This is a genomic window from Streptomyces sp. NPDC003943 (assembly GCF_053605265.1).
Window position 1 is genome coordinate 1 of the sequence record NZ_JBSGIW010000008.1, and the last position, 16,699, is coordinate 16,699.

Consider the following 16,699-nt stretch of genomic DNA (forward strand, 5'->3'; position numbering starts at 1 on the left):
GGGCCCGTGGCGGCCCCGTCCGCGGCGGCGGTCGCCCGCGCCTGCCGGGACGCCAGCCACTCCGCCGCCCAGTCGGGCACCTCGGTGGCGGCCTCGACCTCTCCCGCGGCCCAGAGCAGCAGCAGCCCCAGCGCGTGCTTGCACGGGAACTTCCGGCTCGGACAACTGCATCTGTACGCCGGACCCGTGACGTCCACGACCGTCCGGTACGGCGTCCTGCCGCTGCCCTTGCACAGGCCCCAGACAGCCCCGGCTCCAGCTCCAGTCCCAGCCCCCGGCCCCGTGCCCGTCCCCGTCCACGGTCCGGGCGTGCCCAGCTTGCTTCCCGCTCTGCGCGACGCGTCGTCAGGAGCCAGTGCCAGCACCTGATCCGACGTCCAGCGCACCCCCTGCTCAGTCATGCGAACGACCGTACGGGCCGCCACTGACAATCGCCCCGGCACGCCTCCCACCTGCGGTTTCCACCGGCCGGGGCCGATTGTCAGTGGCGTGGTGCACCGTGGATCGCACAGCAGGTCGAACGATCTGGAGGGGGACCCATGACCCTGCCCGAAAACTCCACGGAAGCCACGGCGGACGCCGCAGCGGATGCCACGGCGGACGCCGCCGCGGCCCTGCGGCCGCACGCCGAGGACGCCTTCGCCCACGAACTCGCCGCGCTCGCCGCCGCCGACGACCGGCCCCGACCCGCCCGCTGGCGACTCTCGCCGTGGGCCGTCGCCACCTACCTCCTCGGCGGCACGCTGCCCGACGGCACGGTGATCACACCGAAGTACGTCGGACCGCGCCGGATCGTCGAGGTCGCCGTCACCACGCTCGCCACCGACCGCGCCCTGCTCCTGCTCGGCGTGCCCGGCACCGCCAAGACCTGGGTGTCCGAGCACCTGGCCGCGGCCGTCAGCGGCGACTCCACCCTGCTCGTCCAGGGCACCGCGGGCACGCCCGAGGAGGCCATCCGCTACGGCTGGAACTACGCGCAGCTGCTCGCCCACGGCCCCAGCCGCGACGCCCTCGTGCCCAGCCCCGTCATGCGGGCCATGGCGCAGGGCATGACCGCCCGGGTCGAGGAGCTGACCCGCATCCCCGCGGACGTGCAGGACACCCTCATCACGATCCTGTCCGAGAAGACCCTGCCCATCCCCGAGCTGGGCGAGGAGGTCCAGGCCGTCGGCGGCTTCAACCTCGTCGCCACCGCCAACGACCGCGACCGCGGCGTCAACGACCTCTCCAGCGCCCTGCGCCGCCGCTTCAACACGGTCGTCCTGCCGCTGCCCGCGACTCCCGACGCCGAGGTCGACATCGTCGCGCGGCGCGTCGACCAGATCGGCCGCTCGCTCGACCTGCCGGCCGTGCCGGAGGGCGTCGAGGAGATCCGCCGGGTCGTCACCGTCTTCCGCGAGCTGCGCGACGGGGTGACGACGGACGGCCGGACGAAGCTCAAGTCGCCCTCCGGGACGCTGTCGACGGCCGAGGCCATCTCCGTCGTGACGGGCGGGCTCGCACTCGCCGCGCACTTCGGCGACGGCGTGCTGCGGGCCGGCGACGTCGCCGCCGGGCTGCTCGGCGCGGTGGTCCGCGACCCGGCCGCCGACCGGGTGATCTGGCAGGAGTACCTGGAGACGGTGGTGCGCGAGAGAGACGGCTGGAAGGACTTCTACCGCGCCTGCCGCGAGGTGAGCGCGTGACCCGCCCGCCCGCCGCGGGCGCGGCCGGGCCCGGCCCGGCCACGGCCGGGCCGGTCGCCGGCGGCCCGGCGGCCGACGGCCCTCTCGTCCTCGGTGTCCGGCATCACGGGCCCGGGTCGGCCCGGGCCGTGCTCGCCGCGCTCGAGGCCGGGCGGCCCAAGGTGGTGCTCGTGGAAGGGCCGCCGGAGGGGGACGGGCTGGTGGCGCTGGCGGCGGAGGAGGGGATGCGGCCGCCCGTCGCGCTGCTCGCGCACGCGGTGGAGGATCCCGGCCGGGCCGTGTTCTGGCCGATGGCCGAGTTCTCGCCGGAGTGGGTGGCGATCCGCTGGGCGCTCGCGCACGGCGCGGAGGTCCGCTTCATCGACCTGCCGGCCGCGCACACCCTCGCCGCCACCGAGAGCGACACGGCGGGGCCGCGCGTCGATCCGGTCGCGGAGCTGGCCACGGCCGCCGGGTACGAGGACGCCGAGCGCTGGTGGGAGGACGTCGTCGAGCTGCGCGGCCCGGCCGATCCGTTCGCCCCGTTCGAGGCGCTCGCCGAGGCGATGGGCGCGCTGCGCGAGGCGTACGGGCACGGGGGCCACGCCCGCGACCTGGTCCGCGAGGCGTACATGCGGATCCAGCTCCGCGCGGCCCGCAAGGAGTTCGGTGACGACGTGGCCGTCGTCTGCGGCGCCTGGCACGTCCCCGCACTGCGCCGCCGCACCACCCTCGCCGCCGACCGCGCCCTGCTCAAGGGACTGCCCAAGGTGAAGACCTCGCTCACCTGGGTGCCGTGGACACACCGCCGGCTGGCCCGGCGCTCCGGTTACGGGGCCGGCATCGACGCACCCGGCTGGTACGCGCACCTGTTCACCGCCCCCGACCGGCCGGTCGTGCGCTGGATGACGAAGGTCGCCGGGCTGCTCAGGGACGAGGACGTGCCGGTCTCCTCCGCGCACGTCATCGAGGCCGTACGCCTCGCCGACGCGCTCGCCGGACTGCGCGGCCGACCGCTGCCCGGGCTCGGCGAGACCACCGACGCGGTGCGGGCCGTCATGGGCGACGGCTCCGACGTGCCGCTCGCCCTGGTCCGCGACCGGCTCGTCGTCGGCGACGTGCTCGGCACCGTCCCGGACGCGGCGCCCGCCGTCCCGCTCCAGCGCGACCTGGAACGGCTCCAGCGCTCGCTGCGGCTCAAGCCGGAGGCGCACGAGCGCGAGCTCGACCTCGACCTGCGCAGGGAGAACGACGCGGCCCGCAGCCGGCTGCTGCACCGGCTCCGGCTGCTCGGCGTCGACTGGGGAGCCCCGGTTCCCGGCCGCGCGTCGACCGGCACCTTCCGGGAGAGCTGGCGGCTGTACTGGCAGCCCGAACTCCATGTGCAGGTCGCCGAGGCCGGCGTCTGGGGCACCACGGTCGAGGCCGCCGCCACCGCGAAGGCAGAGTCGCAGGCCGTGGCGGCGGGCGACCTCGCCGCCGTCACCACGCTCGCCGAGCAGTGCCTGCTCGCCGGGCTCACCGACGCCCTGCCCGCCGTACTGCGCGCGATCGCCGACCGGGCCGCGCTCGACGCCGACGTCGCCCACCTCGCCCAGGCCCTGCCCGCCCTCGCCCGCTCGCTGCGCTACGGGGACGTACGGGCCACCGACACCACCGCGCTCGGCGAGGTCGCCGCCGGCCTCGCCGAACGGGTCTGCGTCGGCCTCCCGCCCGCCTGCGCCGGCCTCGACGCCGACGCCGCCACCGAGATGCGCGGCCGCCTCGACGGCGTCCACACGGCGATCGCCCTGCTGCCGGACGCCGGGGAACTCGTCGAGCGCTGGGCCGCTGTCCTGCGCCGCCTCGCCGGGCGGGACCGGGTCCCCGGGGTGCTGCGGGGGCGGGCCGTGCGGCTGCTGCTCGACGACGGGCGGCTCGAAGACGACGAGGCGGCGCGGCTGATGGGGCTCGCGCTGTCGCCCGGCACGGCGCCCGCCGACGCCGCCGCGTGGATCGAGGGGTTCGTCGGCGGCGGCTCCGGCGGCGGACTGCTGCTGGTGCACGACGAGCGGCTGCTCGGCCTCGTCGACGCGTGGCTGAGCGCCGTACCGGCGGACGCGTTCACCGGCGTACTGCCGCTGCTGCGCCGCACGTTCGGCGCGTACGAACCCGGGGTGCGCCGCACGCTCGGGGAGCTGGTGGCGCGGGGGCCCGCGCGCGGCGGGACCGCGGGACCGGCCGCCGCGGCGACACCCGGCTTCGGCACCGCGCTCGACGAGGAGCGCGCCGGCGGCGTCCTGCCCCTGCTCAGGCTGATTCTCGGAACGGAGGTCCGACCATGACCGCGATCACGGACGACGAGCGGCTGCGCCGCTGGCGCCTGGTCCTGGGCGGCGGCGCGGCCGAGGGGACCGGCCGCGCGCTGACCGGGGCCGACGCCGCGATGGACGGCGCCCTCACCGCGCTGTACGACAAGGGGGCGCGCGAGGGGTCGCGCGGCACGGAGCGTTCGGCCGGGCTCGGCGGCTCCGCGCCGTCCGTCGCGCGCTGGCTCGGCGACATCCGCACGTACTTCCCGAGCAGCGTCGTGCAGGTGATGCAGCGCGACGCGATCGACCGGCTCGGTCTCGCCACGCTGCTCCTGGAGCCCGAGATGCTCCAGGCCGTCGAGGCGGACGTGCATCTCGTCGGCACCCTGCTGTCCCTCAACAAGGCCATGCCCGAGACGACCAAGGAGACCGCGCGGGCCGTCGTGCGCAAGGTCGTCGACGACCTGGAGCGGCGGCTCGCGAGCCGCACCCGGGCCACGCTCACCGGCGCGCTCGACCGCTCGGCCCGGATCAGCCGGCCGCGCCACCGGGACATCGACTGGGACCGGACCATCCGCGCCAACCTCAAGAACTACCTGCCCGAGCACGGCACGGTCGTCCCCGAGCGACTGATCGGTTACGGGAGGGCCTCCCAGGCGGTGAAGAAGGAGGTCGTGCTCTGCATCGACCAGTCCGGCTCCATGGCCGCCTCCGTCGTCTACGCCTCCGTCTTCGGCGCGGTCCTCGCCTCCATGCGGTCGATCGCCACCCGCCTGGTCGTCTTCGACACCGCCGTCGTCGACCTCACCGACCAGCTCGACGACCCCGTCGACGTCCTCTTCGGCACCCAGCTCGGCGGCGGCACGGACATCAACCGGGCGCTCGCCTACTGCCAGTCGAAGATCAGCCGCCCCGCCGACACCGTCGTCGTCCTGATCAGCGACCTCTACGAGGGCGGCATCCGCGACGAGATGCTGAAGCGGGTCGCCGCGATGAAGGCGTCCGGCGTGCAGTTCGTGGCGCTGCTCGCGCTCTCCGACGAGGGCGCGCCCGCCTACGACCGGGAGCACGCCGCCGCCCTCGCCGCGCTCGGCGCCCCTGCCTTCGCCTGCACCCCCGACCTCTTCCCGGAGGTCATGGCCGCGGCCCTGGAGAAGCGCCCGCTGCCGATACCCGAGGTGTGACCGTGCGGAAGGGGTACGGAATCCGCACCCGCGACCGTGCGGAATCCGTCGCCGGAGCGCCACCCGGACGGACGTGTGGGCTGTCACTGAGGCCCATATCACACACGGCCCCGATCGGCCCTCACCCGGACGCCCGGCGCGCCGTGAGGCGGGCAACGCCCGCGCCCAGCCTGCCGCGAGAGCGCGAGGGTCCATCGCGCCCGACCCTACGGAACGCCCCCTCGCCCCTACGATCTGTGACCCGTATCACCGCCAGGTTGTGATCTGCGATTTAGGGACCCAGGTCCCACGGGGATAACCTGCGAGACGGACATGCCGCGTCCACGGACACCGTGTACGCCTCCCTAGTGACAGCGCAGTCACGTTGCCCTTCGCGGCACGCCCACGCAGACAACGAACCGCGATCATCTAGAAAAGGGACGCGCGTGGACCTGTTCGAGTACCAGGCGAGGGACCTCTTCGCCAAGCACGGTGTACCGGTGCTGGCCGGTGAAGTCATCGACACGCCTGAGGCGGCGCGCGAGGCCACCGAGCGGCTTGGCGGCAAGTCGGTCGTCAAGGCGCAGGTGAAGGTCGGCGGCCGCGGCAAGGCCGGCGGCGTCAAGCTCGCCGCCACCCCGGACGAGGCCGTCGCCCGCGCGACGGACATCCTGGGCATGGACATCAAGGGCCACACGGTCCACAAGGTGATGATCGCGGAGACCGCTCCGGAGATCCTCGAGGAGTACTACGTCTCGTACCTCCTCGACCGCACCAACCGCACCTTCCTCGCCATGGCCTCCGTCGCCGGTGGCATGGACATCGAGGAGGTCGCCGCCACGACCCCCGAGAAGCTCGCGAAGGTGCCGGTCGACGCCAACAACGGTGTCGACATCGAGAAGGCCCGCGAGATCGTCGCCCAGGCGCAGTTCCCGGCCGAGGTCGCCGAGCAGGTCGCCGAGGTCCTCGTGACCCTCTGGAAGACCTTCGTCGCCGAGGACGCGCTCCTCGTCGAGGTCAACCCGCTCGCGAAGGTCGCCTCCGGTGACGTCATCGCGCTCGACGGCAAGGTCTCCCTGGACGCCAACGCCGACTTCCGCCAGCCCGAGCACGAGGCGCTCGAGGACAAGGCCGCAGCCAACCCGCTCGAGGCTGCCGCCAAGGCCAAGGGCCTCAACTACGTCAAGCTGGAGGGCGAGGTCGGCATCATCGGCAACGGCGCCGGCCTGGTCATGTCGACCCTGGACGTCGTCGCGTACGCCGGTGAGAACCACGGCGGCGTGAAGCCCGCCAACTTCCTCGACATCGGCGGCGGCGCCTCCGCCGAGGTCATGGCGAACGGCCTGGAGATCATCCTCGGCGACAAGGACGTCAAGTCCGTGTTCGTCAACGTCTTCGGTGGCATCACCGCCTGTGACGAGGTCGCCAACGGCATCGTCCAGGCCCTCGAGCTCCTCGCCTCGAAGGGCGAAGAGGTCACCAAGCCGCTGGTCGTGCGACTCGACGGCAACAACGCGGAGCTGGGTCGCAAGATCCTGTCCGACGCCAACCACCCGCTCGTTCAGCGCGTGGACACCATGGACGGCGCGGCCGACAAGGCCGCCGAGCTCGCGGCTGCGAAGTAAGGGACGAGGACTAAACAGCCATGGCTATCTTCCTCAACAAGGACAGCAAGGTCATCGTCCAGGGCATGACCGGTGCCACGGGCATGAAGCACACCAAGCTCATGCTGGGTGACGGCACGAACATCGTCGGCGGCGTGAACCCGCGCAAGGCCGGCACGTCCGTCGACTTCGACGGCACCGAGATCCCGGTCTTCGGCACCGTCGCAGAGGCGATGGAGAAGACGGGCGCCAACGTCTCCGTCCTCTTCGTCCCGCCGGCCTTCGCCAAGGCCGCCGTGGTCGAGGCGATCGACGCCGAGATCCCGCTGGCCGTCGTCATCACCGAGGGCATCGCGGTCCACGACTCCGCCGCGTTCTACGCGTACGCCGTGGAGAAGGGCAACAAGACCCGTCTCATCGGCCCGAACTGCCCCGGTCTCATCACCCCGGGCCAGTCGAACGCCGGCATCATCCCGGGCGACATCACCAAGCCGGGCCGCATCGGCCTGGTCTCGAAGTCCGGCACGCTGACGTACCAGATGATGTACGAGCTCCGTGACCTCGGCTTCTCCTCCGCCGTCGGCATCGGTGGCGACCCGGTCATCGGCACCACGCACATCGACGCCCTGGCGGCCTTCGAGGCCGACCCGGACACCGACCTGATCGTCATGATCGGCGAGATCGGCGGCGACGCCGAGGAGCGTGCGGCCGACTTCATCAAGGCCAACGTCACCAAGCCGGTCGTCGGCTACGTCGCGGGCTTCACCGCCCCCGAGGGCAAGACCATGGGCCACGCCGGCGCCATCGTCTCCGGCTCCTCCGGCACCGCCCAGGCGAAGAAGGAGGCCCTCGAGGCCGCCGGTGTCAAGGTCGGCAAGACCCCGACCGAGACCGCCAAGCTGGCGCGCGCGATCCTCGCGGGCTGAACCGACGGGCTGTCTTTCGCACAGCAGCCCGACGGGCGTCAGCGAGTGGGCCCCGCCCCCTCCCGGGAAACCGGGGGAGGGCGGGGCCCACTCGCGTACACACGCAGCTCAGCATGCAGCTCGGCCGCAGCTCAGCACGGCGCGCCGCTGGTCACATCGCTCATTCGACCTTGGGAACCAGGCGTTCCGGGCCCGGGTTCGGGGCCGTGCGCAGCAGCTGCCGGAGCACCTTGTCCTCCGGGCGCAGCTTCTGCGGGCCGCCGCGGACCGGGACGCCCTCGACGACCTCGCCGGGCGCGTTGACCGGGATGTAGCGGGTCGGCGCGGTGACCACGGTGAAGGCCGTGGCGGCGATCAGCGCCGCCGTCACCCCGAGCACCGCCCGGGTCAGCAGCCGAGACCGCCGCTCGCTGCCCGCCCGCACCGCCCGGGCCTCGGGCAGCGTGGCCGTCGGAGCCTCCGCGACGAGCGCGCCCAGGCGCTGCTGCAGCGCCTCGGGTTCGGCGAGTTCGGGCACCCGCTGCGCGATGACCGTACGGGCGTGCAGCAGCCGGTTCCCGGTCGCCGGTGTGCTCGCCTCGGTCTCGGCCGCCGTCTCCGGCAGGTCGAGGCCGAGCCCGTCGTACAGCAGGACGGTACGGCGGTACGGGGCCGGCAGGTCCAGGAGCGCCCCGAGGAGCGCGCGCCGCGACGCCTCGGTCGGCGGCGCGTCCGGGTGCCGGTGGCGGCGCCGGAAGCGGTGCCAGGGCGACAGCGCGTACTCGTACGCCGCCGCCCGCACCCAGCCCACCGGATCACGGTCGCGCGCGACCTCGGGCCAGTGCTGCCAGGCATGGTGGAAGGCGTGCTCGACGGACTCCCGGGAGAGCCGGCGGCGCCCGGTGAGCAGATACGTCTGGTGGACGAGCCCGGGAGCGGCGTACGCGTAGAGCGCGTCGAAGGCGTCCTCGGGCGTGAGCCCGCCCGCGACCGGCTCCTCGACCGTCGGAACCTCCACCTCCGCGGCCCCGGGGCCGCCGGACCTGGCGGACCTCGCGGACCTGGCGCCACGCCTGGCCCGCCGGGTCGCCCGTGGTGCGGTCGCCTCCGGCCTGGCGGCGGCGGGCTCGCCGGGCCCTGCCGGCGCGGATGTCTCCGATTCCGTGGCGGTCGGCCGGCAGGGGTCGGTCGACGCGGAGGCGTCGGGCTCCGTGGCGGCCGGCTCGCGGGGCTGTGTCGGTGCGGACGGCCCCGTCGCCGTGATGGCCGGTCCGACGGGCCCTGTCGGTGCCGACGCGCCAGGCTCCGCGGCGGCTGCCTCACAAGGCGCCGCCACCTCCGTGGCGGTCGATTCTCCAGCCGCCCACGGCTCCATGGACTGCATCCCCTCGCCGTGCGCCTCGGCACGCTCCGGCGCATTCGAGACGGCCCGGGCAGGACCGGGCTCCCAAGGCTGCTGCGCCCCCTGCGTTCCCTCCACGCCTTGCGCGCCCTTCGTCAGCTGCGCCGTCGGGGCCTTCGGCGGGCGGTCGGCGCCCTTGGCGGCCGGCCGGGGGCGGGTGGCGGCGGGGGCGGGGCGGGCCGGTTTCTCGGTACGGGGCGCGGTGGGCTCCTCGTACACGCCGAGCAGCCTCGCGTACGCCTCGCGCTTGCGCCCCCGCGGGGCGCTGCGGCCGGTCTCCCAGGCCCGGACGGTGGCGCGGGTGACGCCCAGCGCCTCGGCGACCTGCTCCTCGCTCAGCGGGATCGCCTCACGCAGCCGGCGCCGCTCCTTGGGGGAGGGCAGCGCGACGGACGGACTCGTCGGACTCATCGAGGTCGACCTCCCGCGGCGCAGCTCTGGGCGGAAAAGTACATAAACGTATCTTGAGCGACACAACGGCCATTCGCCCGTTACGCGGGCAAACCGCGTGTCGCTGGCAGCATGGCCCCCGTGACGCACCTGACCGCCGAGCAGCGCCCTTCGCCGGCGCCCGACGCCCCGGTCCAGGGCCGCCGGTCGGCCGCCCTGGCCACGGCTTTCGTGCGCGGCGGCATCGCGGCCGGGCTCGGCCTCGGCGCGCTCGCCGTGCTCGTGACAGGCGCCTGGATCGCCTCGCCGTACCCGGACGGCGGGCCCGGCGGCGCGCTGCACACCGCCGCCGGTCTGTGGCTCCTCGCCCATGGGGCCGACCTGCTGCGCCTGGACACCGTCTCCGGCGTTCCCGTCCCCCTCGGCGTCACGCCGCTGCTGCTCGGCGTCCTGCCGTTGTGGCTCGCGCACCGGGCGGTCCGGGACACCCTCGACCCGGGCGACGGGCGGCCGGTGCCGTCGCCGGCCGGGGCCGTGGCGGCGGTCGCCGGGGGATACCTGCTGGTCGCGGCCGGGGTGGTGGTCTACACGGAGGCCGGCGCGTTCCCCGCGGACCTGGTCACGGCGGGCGCCTGGACGCCGGCCACGGTGCTGGCCGCGGCCGCCGCCGGCGCCTGGACGGCGCGCGGCCGGCCGCTGCCGGAGCGGGAACGGTTCGCCGTCGCTCTGCGCGCCACCGGGACCGCGCTGACCGCGCTGCTCGGCGCCGGGGCGGTGCTCGTCGGGGCGTCGCTGCTGTGGCACGTCGGCGCGGCGCAGGCGTCGTTCAACGGGCTCGCGGGGGAGTGGTCGGGGCGGATCGCCGTCACGCTGCTCGTGCTCGCGCTGCTGCCGAACGCCGTGGTGTGGGGCGTGGCGTACGGGCTCGGCCCCGGTTTCGCCCTCGGTACGGGCGCCCTCGTCACCCCGCTCGGCTTCACGGGAGTCCCCGCCCGCCCCGACTTCCCGCTGCTCGCCGCGTTGCCGGGGCCGGGCCCCGGCGGCTGGCCGCACTGGGCGGCCGGAGCCGTGCCGGCCCTCGCCGCCCTCGTCCTCGGGCGCCGCGTGGGCCGCGCCGCCCGCGCCTGGACGGTCCGCGAGACGGCCGTGACCGTCCTCGCCGCGGCCTGCGACTGCGGTGCCGCCGTCGCCGCCCTCGCCGCCGCGGCCGGCGGGCCGCTCGGCCCGGGGCGCCTCGCCGCGTTCGGCCCGGTGTGGTGGCAGACGGGCGGGGCGGCGGCGCTCTGGTTCCTGGCTCTCGGCACGCCGACGGCCTTCGCGGTACGAGGCTGGGGACGGCGCGCGCTGCGCAGGGCCGCCCGGGCGGCCGAGCCCGTACCGGAGGTCGCGCCCGTGCCCGTACCGCCGCCGGTGGCCGCGCGGCCCGAGGACCCCGCGGACGCGGCTCCCGACACCGCCGGCGCGTTGGCCCGGCTCGACGCCCTCGACGCCCTGGACGACGACGGGGGCGACGAGTCGTACGGCTTCCTCCCGGCGTCCTGGGAACCCCCGGCGGGCCTGCCGGTCACGCCGCCCGTCGGCTCGGCGCCGCCGCCGGAACCCGGGCCCGACCCCGCGCCGCTCCTCGCGCCGATTCCCGTCGCGGAGCCGCTGGACCAGCCTCCCGTGCTGGAGCCCCCGGACTCCCCGGACTCCCCGGGCCCCTCTGCCCCGGAGGCTCCGGCCCGGGGCTGACCGCCCGGACGACGCCCGAGCCGCCCCGGCGGCCGGACCGGCTGCTACTCCCGCACCCCGAACGTGTCCTGCAGCGGCTTCGGCAGCAGGTCGTTGCACGCCAGCTGGCTCTGCTTGGTCAGGGCGTCCGCCCGGCACTCGTAGAAGTCGCGGTAGGCGAGGTGCACGGCGAAGCCGCTCGCGACGATCATCAGGGCGACCGAGGCGGTGACGAGGCCGGCGATCGCGGCGGTCTGCTTGGAGCGGGCGGCCGTCGCCGCGGCGACGAGCGCGGCCGGGGACTGCGGGCCCTCCGGGGGCTTGGCCTTGGTGCGGAGGGCGCTGATGGCCCAGTAGGCGCCGAGGGCGCCGAGGAGGAGGGCCAGTTCCTGGACGAAGAAGGAGAAGAAGAAGGCCCACATGCCCGAGAGGACGGCGTAGCGGGCGCGGCGCTGGGCCGGGTCCGTGGGGTCCCAGCGCAGGCCGGGGCCCTGGCCGCCGTCCGGGCCGCCCTGACCGCCGCCCTGGCCGCCGCCAGTGGGCTGGTCGGGGCGGCGGCCGAAGCCGTCCGAGGAGCGGCCGGGCTGGCTGGCGCTCCAACCGGGGCCGGACGCGCTGTCGTCCGAACCTTCCGGGTGCCGCGGCTGCCACGGCTGGTCCGGCTGCCCCTCCGGCGGCGGTGCGAACGGGTTGTTGTCGTTCGTGGACTGGCGCTCCGGCATCTGCTGGACGTCTTCCCTCTGTCTGTCGACGGTCTGTCATACGCGTTCTGGACGCGTTCTGGACGGTATGTCGTACGCGGCTTCGGCCCTCGTGCGGCCCCGGTCCGGCCCGTTCCGGCGGGCCCTCGGCCCCTGACGCTACCGCCCGGTCACGCCCCCGTCCCGTGGGGGCCTTCCGGAGTGCCGGTATCGTTGCTGACGGTCGGGCCCTTCGTAGGGTTCCCCGTATCGAGGGACGCGATTCGTTCGTACGACCGTACAAACACCACGGAAAGAGTGACCGCAGTGGCTGCCGCCCGCCTCGTCGTCCTGGTCTCCGGCTCCGGCACGAACCTCCAGGCCCTGCTCGACGCGATCGCCGCCGACCCCGAGGGCTACGGAGCCGAGATCGTCGCCGTCGGCGCCGACCGCGACGGGATCGCCGGTCTGGAGCGGGCCGAGCGCGCCGGGCTTCCCACCTTCGTGTGCCGGGTCAAGGACTTCGCGACCCGCGAGGAGTGGGACCGCGCCCTGACCGAGGCCACCGCCGCGTACGAGCCGGAGCTCGTCGTCTCGGCCGGTTTCATGAAGATCGTCGGCAAGGAGTTCCTCGCCCGCTTCGGCGGCCGGGTCGTCAACACCCACCCGGCGCTCCTCCCCAGTTTTCCCGGTGCCCACGGCGTGCGCGACGCACTCGCCTACGGGGCCAAGGTCACCGGATGCACCGTCCACTTCGTCGACGACGGCGTCGACACCGGCCCGATCATCGCCCAGGGCGTGGTCGAGGTGCGGGACGAGGACGATGAGGCCGCGCTCCACGAGCGCATCAAGGACGTCGAGCGGTCGCTGCTCGTCGAGGTCGTGGGGCGACTCGCCCACAACGGCTACAGCATTGAGGGACGAAAGGTTCATGTCGGTGAGCACTGACACCGTTAAGCCCATCCGCCGCGCGCTGGTCAGCGTCTACGACAAGACGGGGCTCGAAGAGCTGGCCCGTGGTCTGCACGAGGCCGGCGTCGAGCTGGTCTCCACCGGCTCCACCGCGTCGAAGATCGCCGCGGCCGGCGTCCCGGTCACCAAGGTCGAGGAGCTGACCGGCTTCCCCGAGTGCCTGGACGGCCGCGTCAAGACGCTGCACCCGCGCGTGCACGCCGGCATCCTCGCCGACCTGCGCCTGGAGTCGCACCGCGCGCAGCTCGCCGAGCTCGGCGTCGAGCCCTTCGACCTGGTCGTCGTGAACCTGTACCCGTTCCGCGAGACCGTCGCCTCCGGCGCCACGCCGGACGAGTGCGTCGAGCAGATCGACATCGGCGGCCCGTCGATGGTCCGCGCCGCCGCCAAGAACCACCCGTCCGTGGCGATCGTCACCAGCCCGGAGCGGTACGCCGACGTGCTCGCCGCCGTCCAGGCCGGCGGCTTCGACCTGGCCGCCCGCAAGCGGCTCGCCGCCGAGGCGTTCCAGCACACCGCCGCCTACGACGTGGCCGTGGCGTCCTGGTTCGCCGCCGACTACGCCGCCGCCGACGACTCGGGCTTCCCCGACTTCCTCGGCGCCACGTACGAGCGGAACAACGTCCTGCGCTACGGCGAGAACCCGCACCAGGGCGCCGCGCTCTACGTCGACGGCACCGGCGGCCTCGCCGAGGCCGAGCAGCTGCACGGCAAGGAGATGTCCTACAACAACTACACGGACACCGACGCCGCGCGCCGGGCCGCGTACGACCACGCCGAGCCGGCCGTCGCGATCATCAAGCACGCCAACCCGTGCGGCATCGCGGTCGGCGCCGACGTCGCCGAGGCGCACCGCAAGGCGCACGCCTGCGACCCGCTGTCCGCGTTCGGCGGCGTCATCGCCGTCAACCGTCCGGTGTCGGTCGAGATGGCCGAGCAGGTCGCCGAGATCTTCACCGAGGTCATCGTGGCCCCCGGCTACGAGGACGGCGCGGTCGAGATCCTCGCCAGGAAGAAGAACATCCGCGTGCTGCGCGCCGAGGGTGCCCCGAGCAACCCGGTCGAGGTCAAGCCGATCGACGGCGGCGCCCTCCTCCAGGTCACCGACCGCCTGCAGGCCGACGGCGACGACCCGGCCAACTGGACCCTCGCCACCGGCGAGGCCCTGTCGGAGGCCGAGCTCGCCGAGCTCGCCTTCGCCTGGAAGGCCTGCCGCGCGGTGAAGTCCAACGCGATCCTGCTCGCCAAGGACGGCGCGTCGGTCGGCGTCGGCATGGGCCAGGTCAACCGCGTCGACTCCGCCAAGCTGGCCGTCGAGCGGGCCGGCGAGGAGCGGGCCCGCGGCTCGTACGCCGCCTCGGACGCCTTCTTCCCGTTCCCCGACGGCCTGGAGATCCTCACCGCGGCCGGCGTGAAGGCGGTCGTGCAGCCGGGCGGCTCGGTCCGTGACGAGCTGGTGATCGAGGCCGCGCAGAAGGCGGGCGTGACGATGTACTTCACCGGCACGCGCCACTTCTTCCACTGACCGGTCCCTGATCGGTCGACTGACCGGTCCCTGATCGGTCCGCTGATCGGTCCGCGGGCCCGCGCGACGGCGTGGGCCCGCACAGGTACGGGCCTGCGCAGTGCCGCGGGCGGGCCGCCGGCCTGCTCGCGGCACTCCGCCGACCGGGTGACTCTGTTCTAATGGAACGCTCTTTGTCGGTCGGCGGCTGGTCCATGGGGGCGCGCGGTGTTGGAAGTGCAGAACGGGTCGGCAGCGGTGCCCTCCGCCCGCAGGTCTGCTGACGAGGCCGCCGCCGCGCCGCCGGACGTGGCCGCGCCCGCGCCCGCGCGCGTCCTTCCGTACGCGGCGATCGCCACGGTGCTCGGCGCGCTGTACTTCCTCTACTCCTGGATCCAGTACGAGCGGTTCCGCACGCCCTCCTGGGACCTCGGGATCTTCGAGCAGTCCGTCAGGGCCTACGCGGAGCTGCGCGCCCCGATCGTCGACATCAAGGGGCCCGGCTTCCTCATACTCGGGGACCACTTCAGCCCGGTGACCGCGCTCCTCGCGCCGCTGTACTGGCTGTGGTCCTCCCCGCTCGCCCTCCTCCTCGCGCAGGCCGCGCTCTTCGCCGCCTCCGCCGCGATCGTCGGCCGCACCGCGCAGCAGGTGCTCGGCAGCCGCGCCACGGGCATCGCCCTCACGGTCGCGTACGGGCTCTCCTGGGGGCTCCAGGAGGCCGTCAAGTCCGACTTCCACGAGATCGCCTTCGCCGTCCCGCTGCTCGCCCTGAGCTGCCGGGCCCTGCTCCTCGGGCGCTGGAACCAGGCGGCCGCCTGGGCCGCGCCGCTCGTCCTCGTGAAGGAGGACATGGGCCTGACCGTCGCGATGGTCGGCGCGGTCCTCTTCGTGAAGGGCCAGAAGCGCCTCGGCGCCTCCCTCGCCGCCTTCGGCACGGCCTTCTTCGCACTCACCGTGCTCGTCCTCATCCCGGCCGCCAGCAAGGCCGGGCAGTACGACTACTGGGCCAAGATCGACAAGACCGGCGCGGGTGCGGACGTGTCGGCGCTCGACTCGATCGTCGGCGCCTTCGGCCACGGCGAGAAGTGGGAGATGCTGCTCTTCCTCGTCGGCATCACCGGCTTCCTGTGCCTGCGTTCCCCGCTGATGCTGCTCGTGCTGCCCACGCTCGGCTGGCGCTTCCTCTCCCAGGACCCGAACCACTGGGGCATGTTCTGGCACTACAGCGCCATCCTCATGCCGGTGGTCTTCCTCGCCCTGGTCGACGCGGTCCGGGCCGTCCGCACCTCGCCACGCCCCTGGCTCGTCTCGTACGGGAAGGTCGTCGTCCCCGTCGTCACGGCGATCGCGCTCGTGCACGCCCTGGACATGCCGCTGCGGGAGCTGTTCCGCTCCGAGACGTACGCGACGGACGCCCGCGTCCTGGACGCGCGGCGGGCGGTCGGGGCGGTGCCGGCGGGCACCAGCGTGGAGACGAACGTGACGCTCATGGCCCATCTGACCGGCGACCACACCGTCTACTGGGTCGGCGGCGCGCCGGGCGTCCGCCCCGACTACATCGCGCTCGACCTCGACTCGGGCTGGTCCCAGCCGGTCACCGACCCGGTCGGCCTGGCGGGCCAGCTGCACCCCGGGGCCCGGTACGAGGTGACGGCGCAGCAGGGCCAGTTCGTGGTGCTGCGGCGGGTCTGAGCCGTCGGCGTACGCGCACGGGCGCGTACGTACGCGGAAGGGGCCCGGTTCCTCATGGAACCGGGCCCCTTCGCGCAGGACCGGCAGGGCAGCCGGATCAGGACTGCCGGATCACGACTGCCGGATCAGGACGGTCAGAACTGCTGGCGCTTGAACCAGGCAGCGCCGTCCGCCTTCGAGACGAAGACGATGATCAGGATGCCGAGCACGAGGCCGACGATGCCGGTGGGCAGCGAGGTGAGGCCACCCAGGACGATGAACGCGCCGTACACGATCGTGCAGACACGGACGCCGTTGCCGCCGGACTTGAACTTGGCGGCGAGGGTCATCGAGATGGCGGCGAAGACCAGCACCAGCACGCCCATGCCGATGAACAGGCCCGTGCCGAGGGAGTTGAACGCCTCGGCGTCGGACGTCGACGCCGAGGAGGTGTCGATGTTGCCGATCATGGACGACATCACGACGAGGCCGATGGCGCCGAGCACCTGGAGGCCACCCATGATCCACAGCATCACGCGGGCAGCCTTGACACCGCCCGGCATCTCCATCGGGACGCCGTAGCCGGGGGCGCCGTACGCCGGGGCGGCCGGGTAGCCGTAACCCTGCTGCGGCGGGACGCCCTGGGGGGCCTGCTGCGGGTAGCCGTAGCCGGGCTGCTGGCCCTGCGGCTGCTGGCCGTACGGGTTGTTCGGGTCGCCGAAGCTCATCGAGGAGTT

General features: G+C 74.1%; 13 protein-coding genes. 9 read left to right on the top strand and 4 right to left on the bottom strand.

Annotated features, from left to right (window positions below; translation table 11 throughout):
* On the bottom strand, window positions 1-401 hold a 401-nt coding region (locus ACWEV0_RS05180; protein ID WP_453146609.1), incomplete at its 3' end, for an SWIM zinc finger family protein.
* Between the two features lie 138 nt (window positions 402-539).
* Here ACWEV0_RS05180 and ACWEV0_RS05185 point away from each other — a divergent pair.
* The 5 genes from ACWEV0_RS05185 (at window position 540) to sucD (ending at window position 7,648) form a co-directional block, all read left to right on the top strand.
* A complete protein-coding gene (locus ACWEV0_RS05185) occupies window positions 540-1,685 on the top strand; it encodes an ATP-binding protein (RefSeq protein WP_453146611.1) in 1,146 nt (381 codons plus the stop codon).
* Complete coding sequence (locus ACWEV0_RS05190; protein ID WP_453146613.1) at window positions 1,682-3,988, top strand: DUF5682 family protein; 2,307 nt, start codon at window positions 1,682-1,684, stop codon at window positions 3,986-3,988. The genes ACWEV0_RS05185 and ACWEV0_RS05190 overlap by 4 nt, the downstream gene beginning before the upstream one ends.
* On the top strand, window positions 3,985-5,139 hold the full coding sequence (locus ACWEV0_RS05195) for a VWA domain-containing protein (protein ID WP_453146615.1): 1,155 nt from the start codon (window positions 3,985-3,987) through the stop codon (window positions 5,137-5,139). Before ACWEV0_RS05190 ends, ACWEV0_RS05195 begins: the two co-directional genes overlap by 4 nt.
* A gap of 425 nt (window positions 5,140-5,564) precedes the next feature.
* Window positions 5,565-6,743 (top strand): ADP-forming succinate--CoA ligase subunit beta, encoded by a 1,179-nt coding sequence (gene sucC, locus ACWEV0_RS05200; RefSeq protein ID WP_453146617.1) that lies wholly within the window; start codon window positions 5,565-5,567, stop codon window positions 6,741-6,743.
* A gap of 20 nt (window positions 6,744-6,763) precedes the next feature.
* Window positions 6,764-7,648 carry a succinate--CoA ligase subunit alpha gene (gene sucD / locus ACWEV0_RS05205; protein ID WP_384677300.1) on the top strand — a complete coding sequence of 295 codons (885 nt, stop codon included), beginning with the start codon at window positions 6,764-6,766 and terminating at the stop codon, window positions 7,646-7,648.
* A gap of 160 nt (window positions 7,649-7,808) precedes the next feature.
* Here the strand turns inward: sucD and ACWEV0_RS05210 are convergent, their stop codons facing one another.
* Window positions 7,809-9,440, bottom strand: a complete 1,632-nt coding sequence (locus ACWEV0_RS05210) for a helix-turn-helix domain-containing protein (protein WP_453146620.1) — start codon at window positions 9,438-9,440, stop codon at window positions 7,809-7,811.
* A gap of 111 nt (window positions 9,441-9,551) precedes the next feature.
* On the opposite strand from ACWEV0_RS05210, the gene ACWEV0_RS05215 reads away from it, so the two are divergent.
* A complete protein-coding gene (locus ACWEV0_RS05215) occupies window positions 9,552-11,153 on the top strand; it encodes a cell division protein PerM (RefSeq protein WP_453146622.1) in 1,602 nt (533 codons plus the stop codon).
* 44 nt (window positions 11,154-11,197) lie between these two features.
* Here ACWEV0_RS05215 and ACWEV0_RS05220 read toward each other — a convergent pair whose 3' ends face one another.
* Window positions 11,198-11,854, bottom strand: coding sequence for a hypothetical protein (locus tag ACWEV0_RS05220; protein WP_453146623.1), 657 nt, complete (start codon window positions 11,852-11,854; stop codon window positions 11,198-11,200).
* A gap of 285 nt (window positions 11,855-12,139) precedes the next feature.
* Between ACWEV0_RS05220 and purN the strand changes: the two genes are divergently transcribed.
* From purN to ACWEV0_RS05235, 3 genes are all read left to right on the top strand, one after another.
* Window positions 12,140-12,760 carry a phosphoribosylglycinamide formyltransferase gene (gene purN / locus ACWEV0_RS05225; RefSeq protein ID WP_453146791.1) on the top strand — a complete coding sequence of 207 codons (621 nt, stop codon included), beginning with the start codon at window positions 12,140-12,142 and terminating at the stop codon, window positions 12,758-12,760.
* Window positions 12,744-14,309, top strand: coding sequence for a bifunctional phosphoribosylaminoimidazolecarboxamide formyltransferase/IMP cyclohydrolase (gene purH / locus ACWEV0_RS05230; RefSeq protein ID WP_453146625.1), 1,566 nt, complete (start codon window positions 12,744-12,746; stop codon window positions 14,307-14,309). Before purN ends, purH begins: the two co-directional genes overlap by 17 nt.
* A gap of 207 nt (window positions 14,310-14,516) precedes the next feature.
* A complete protein-coding gene (locus tag ACWEV0_RS05235) occupies window positions 14,517-15,983 on the top strand; it encodes a DUF2079 domain-containing protein (RefSeq protein ID WP_453146627.1) in 1,467 nt (488 codons plus the stop codon).
* A gap of 134 nt (window positions 15,984-16,117) precedes the next feature.
* Here ACWEV0_RS05235 and ACWEV0_RS05240 read toward each other — a convergent pair whose 3' ends face one another.
* The gene (locus ACWEV0_RS05240) at window positions 16,118-16,690 is read right to left on the bottom strand and encodes a hypothetical protein (RefSeq protein WP_453146629.1); all 573 of its coding nucleotides are present in this window, start codon (window positions 16,688-16,690) and stop codon (window positions 16,118-16,120) included.
* Between the last annotated feature and the right edge of the window lie 9 nt (window positions 16,691-16,699).

Excerpts from the sequence above, each read along its gene's own strand:
- ACWEV0_RS05185 (WP_453146611.1), top strand. The coding sequence starts at position 540 with ATGACCCTGCCCGAAAACTCCACGGAAGCCACGGCGGACGCCGCAGCG.
- ACWEV0_RS05195 (WP_453146615.1), top strand. The coding sequence starts at position 3,985 with ATGACCGCGATCACGGACGACGAGCGGCTGCGCCGCTGGCGCCTGGTC.
- sucD (WP_384677300.1), top strand. The coding sequence starts at position 6,764 with ATGGCTATCTTCCTCAACAAGGACAGCAAGGTCATCGTCCAGGGCATG.
- ACWEV0_RS05210 (WP_453146620.1), bottom strand. The coding sequence starts at position 9,440 with ATGAGTCCGACGAGTCCGTCCGTCGCGCTGCCCTCCCCCAAGGAGCGG.
- ACWEV0_RS05215 (WP_453146622.1), top strand. The coding sequence starts at position 9,552 with ATGGCCCCCGTGACGCACCTGACCGCCGAGCAGCGCCCTTCGCCGGCG.
- ACWEV0_RS05220 (WP_453146623.1), bottom strand. The coding sequence starts at position 11,854 with ATGCCGGAGCGCCAGTCCACGAACGACAACAACCCGTTCGCACCGCCG.
- purH (WP_453146625.1), top strand. The coding sequence starts at position 12,744 with ATGTCGGTGAGCACTGACACCGTTAAGCCCATCCGCCGCGCGCTGGTC.
- ACWEV0_RS05240 (WP_453146629.1), bottom strand. The coding sequence starts at position 16,690 with ATGAGCTTCGGCGACCCGAACAACCCGTACGGCCAGCAGCCGCAGGGC.